Raw genomic sequence first — 3,791 nt, 5'->3', positions numbered from 1 at the left:
CAAAGAATGATTTCGCCCTGAAAATGCCGACCATGGAAAGGATTCATATGCTGCACCTTTAGCTAAAACAGTCTTCAACTTACCATTCGTGGTTATTTGCAACAGTGCCACTTGGGTGGTCTGCCTTTAGCTGGAACATGCTTCTGCAATTGCTCAACCATTTAAATAAAAGGTTGACCATGAGATGCCTGTATATCGCTTAAACTGTGTTTCAGAAAGCTTCTTTGAATCAATGTATTTCATCCGCAGATTATGCACGAATGCTAAGAAAATTAGAGTACAAATATCAATCAAAAAGGTGCTCGTTTTTTGATTTATGAAAGAGATCTATTATTCAATTATATCTTTTAATGATCAATAGAAAGCCTAGTTTCAAACACATTCTTCAGACACAAACAAATATGATCAAAATAGAGTGATTACTCTATAAAATAATAAAATCAATTACTTAAATCATATTTTATTTTAAAAAAATACAAATGTGTATTAAAAATAACCATTACTTACATTTTTTTGATTACAAAATATAATGAGTAAATTGCTTCCCATTTCATACATTTTTCATATATAAAAAGTCATACTATTTTTAAGGTTTTTCTAAATCACATTTTATACTTCATAGTTTTTAACATCATTATTAAAGGTGAACCATGCAAAAGAAGAAGCGCACCCCATTAGACGCACAACAGTCCCATCTTTGGATTATTGGTGGTGGTATCGCAGGTATGGCTGCTGCTGCATTTGCAATCCGTGATGCCAAAGTCCCTGCCAAAAATATCCATATTTTAGAAGAACTCGATATTTCAGGTGGTTCGATGGATGGTGGACATACACCGCATGCCGCGCAAGCTTGGGTAACACGTGGTGGGCGAATGCTGACCGATGAAACTTATTTGTGCCTATGGGACTTATTTTCCAGTATTCCATCTTTGGAAAATCCAGACATTTCGGTGCGTGAAGAATGTCGTGAGTTTAATGAAAAAGTGAAAACCCACGCCAATGCACGGTTGATTGATGCCGAACATGTCATTGCGGATGCAGCAAAGCTTGGTCTGAATACGCTACATCGTGCACAGATGCTGCGCCTATTAGCTTCAAAAGAAGAAAAAATTGGCAGTCGCCGCATTGATGAGTTTTTTGATGAAACCTTTTTTGAAACCAATTTCTGGCGCATGTGGCGCACGACTTTCGCTTTTCAAAAATGGCACAGTGCAGCAGAGTTAAGACGCTATTTCTTGCGTTTTATTCAAGAATTGCCACGCATTCATACCTTAGCGGGTGTGAAACGTACCAAGTACAACCAATATGACTCGATGATTCTGCCCCTACAGCGTTGGTTAGTCGCACAAGGCGTCGATGTGCGTTTTGGACACTATGTCACAGATGCAGACTTCATTACCAATGCTGAAACTCAAGAACGCTACGCTTCACGCCTATATGTACAATTGCCTGAAGGCTCAGAGCAAATTAATCTGAAAGCCAATGATTTAGCTATTTTCACTTTAGGCTCTATTACAGCAGACTCACGTTATGGCGGTAATCATGACGTGCCTGCCCTTATTCGTCATCGAGAAGATCATGGCTGGACGCTTTGGGAAACGCTGGCACAAAAAGCCCCAGACTTTGGCCGTCCAATGACTTTTTATGGCAATGTCGATGAACATAAGTGGGAGTCTTTCACTCTGACCATGAAAGATGACGTGCTACTTAAACGTATTATTGACTATACAGGCAATGAACCAGGCACAGGCGCACTCATGACTTGGTATGAGTCGGGTTGGCATTTATCCATCGTGGTTCCTGCACAGCCACACTTTGCCGACTTACCTGAAGGTTTATATACCTTATGGGGCTACGGTTTCCAAATTGACCATATAGGCGATTACATCAAAAAACCAATGTCCGAAGCCACGGGGCAAGAAATCCTAACAGAACTGATTAAACAGCTCGGTTTTGACGACATTTTAGATCATGTTTTGGCAACGACTGATGTTACTACCGCCATGATGCCATACGCCTCTGCCCTATTCGCCTGCCGTAAACCGGGGGATCGTCCACAGGTAATTCCACAAGGCTCACAAAACTTTGCTTTCCTTGGACAGTTTGTGGAAATTGAAGATGACGTGGTCTTTACTGTGGAATATTCAGTTCGTGGGGCGATGCTTGCCATTTATGAATTTTTTGGGGTGGAACGTGAAATCCCTGAAATTTACAACGGTCTACTTGATCCCAAAGTGGGTTTAAAAGCTTTAGAAACAGTGTTCCACTAAGTTTTTAATATATAGCGATAAGAGCACCTTTATGTCGCCACTATTACATAGTTTAATTTAAGCAACGTTTGGATACACGAGTGTGGCAGGGATGCCACACGTTATCCATCATAATAGGGATGTTATGTATGGGTAACAAAGGCTTTTGCTTTCTTTTGGCTTATCAAAAGTAAGGGTATTGCCTACACAAACACCTTTTATACTTTATTGAAAGTTGAGGCCGTGTACGCACTGGTTTACCGTTAACATCAATATAAGGAATATAAAATGAAAGCAGCTCGTTTTTATGACCGAGGGGATATTCGAATTGAAGATATCCCTGAACCGAAAGTACTTCCAGGCACAGTTGGAATTCAAGTTGCGTGGTGTGGTATTTGCGGTACAGATTTACATGAATTCATGGAAGGTCCTATTTTTATTCCACCTTGTGGTCACCCACACCCAATTTCGGGAGAATCTGCACCTGTAACAATGGGACATGAATTTTCAGGCGTGGTTTATGCAGTTGGAGAGGGTGTAGATGATATCCAAATTGGGCAACATGTCGTAGTTGAACCCTACATCATTGCTGACGATGTGCCGACTGGCCCCAATGATAAGTATCATTTATCAAAAAATATGAACTTTATTGGTTTAGGCGGACGCGGTGGTGGTCTTTCTGAAAAAATTGCAGTTCAGCGGCGTTGGGTACATCCTATTTCAAATGATATTCCTTTAGACCAAGCAGCATTGATAGAACCTTTATCTGTCGGTCATCATGCCTATGTCAGAAGTGGCGCAAAAGCTGGCGATATCGCACTGGTTGGTGGAGCAGGCCCAATAGGCTTACTTTTATCTGCTATTTTAAAGGCTAAAGGTCTCACGGTCATCATTACTGAACTGAGTGCAAAACGTAAAGAAAAAGCGATAGAAGCGGGTGTTGCCGATTATGTACTAGACCCATCTAAGGTTGATGTAGTTGCTGAGGTAATGAAAATTACAGAAGACCGCGGTGTAGATGTCGCTTTTGAATGTAGTAGTGTCAATAAAGTCATGGATACACTCGTTGCAGCAATGAAACCAACTGGTGTAGTCGTTATCGTTTCTATTTGGAGCCATCCTGCCACAATTAATGTGCATAGTGTGGTGATGAAAGAGCTAGATATTCGTGGCACGATTGCTTATGTAAATGATCATCAGGAAACTATCCGTTTGGTTGAGCAAGGTAAGATTAATCTAGAACCTTTTATTACCCAACGGATTGCATTAGATGATCTTGTTTCTAAAGGCTTTGAAACATTGATTCATAATAATGAGTCTGCTGTAAAAATTATTGTTCATCCGTAGTAACGCCTAATTTGAACGACTAATTTGAATAAACTAGAAATAAACTCTATGTAGCTATTTCTAATATCTTTATAGATAGGGAATGAGTCTGTACGTACAGATTCATTCTCAAATTTACGGCACTGTTGCAAATAGAGATTTGAGTCGATGATGTTCCCTTTAAAAAGTGCTTAGAGACCGAAAACCCTGTTGATT

2 protein-coding genes are annotated in these 3,791 nt (G+C 40.1%); both read left to right on the top strand.

Translation table 11 applies throughout. From position 1 onward, the window contains the following. The first annotated feature begins 650 nt into the window (after positions 1 to 650). A complete protein-coding gene (locus tag PV763_RS17095; protein ID WP_004726755.1) occupies positions 651 to 2,270 on the top strand; it encodes an oleate hydratase in 1,620 nt (539 codons plus the stop codon). 267 nt (positions 2,271 to 2,537) lie between these two features. Beyond that, positions 2,538 to 3,596: a 2,3-butanediol dehydrogenase gene (locus PV763_RS17090; RefSeq protein ID WP_004281883.1), complete on the top strand. Its 1,059-nt coding sequence runs from the start codon at positions 2,538 to 2,540 to the stop codon at positions 3,594 to 3,596. Positions 3,597 to 3,791: the final 195 nt, after the last annotated feature.

This window comes from Acinetobacter sp. AS5 (genome assembly GCF_048957595.1).
Classification (GTDB): Bacteria; Pseudomonadota; Gammaproteobacteria; order Pseudomonadales; family Moraxellaceae; genus Acinetobacter.
The sequence above is the reverse complement of the archived record's forward strand: the minus strand, read 5'-3'. Positions and strand labels throughout refer to the sequence as shown.

Bases quoted from the DNA above. Each gene is read 5' to 3' on its own strand.
- PV763_RS17090 (WP_004281883.1), top strand. From the start codon at position 2,538: ATGAAAGCAGCTCGTTTTTATGACCGAGGGGATATTCGAATTGAAGAT.
- PV763_RS17095 (WP_004726755.1), top strand. From the start codon at position 651: ATGCAAAAGAAGAAGCGCACCCCATTAGACGCACAACAGTCCCATCTT.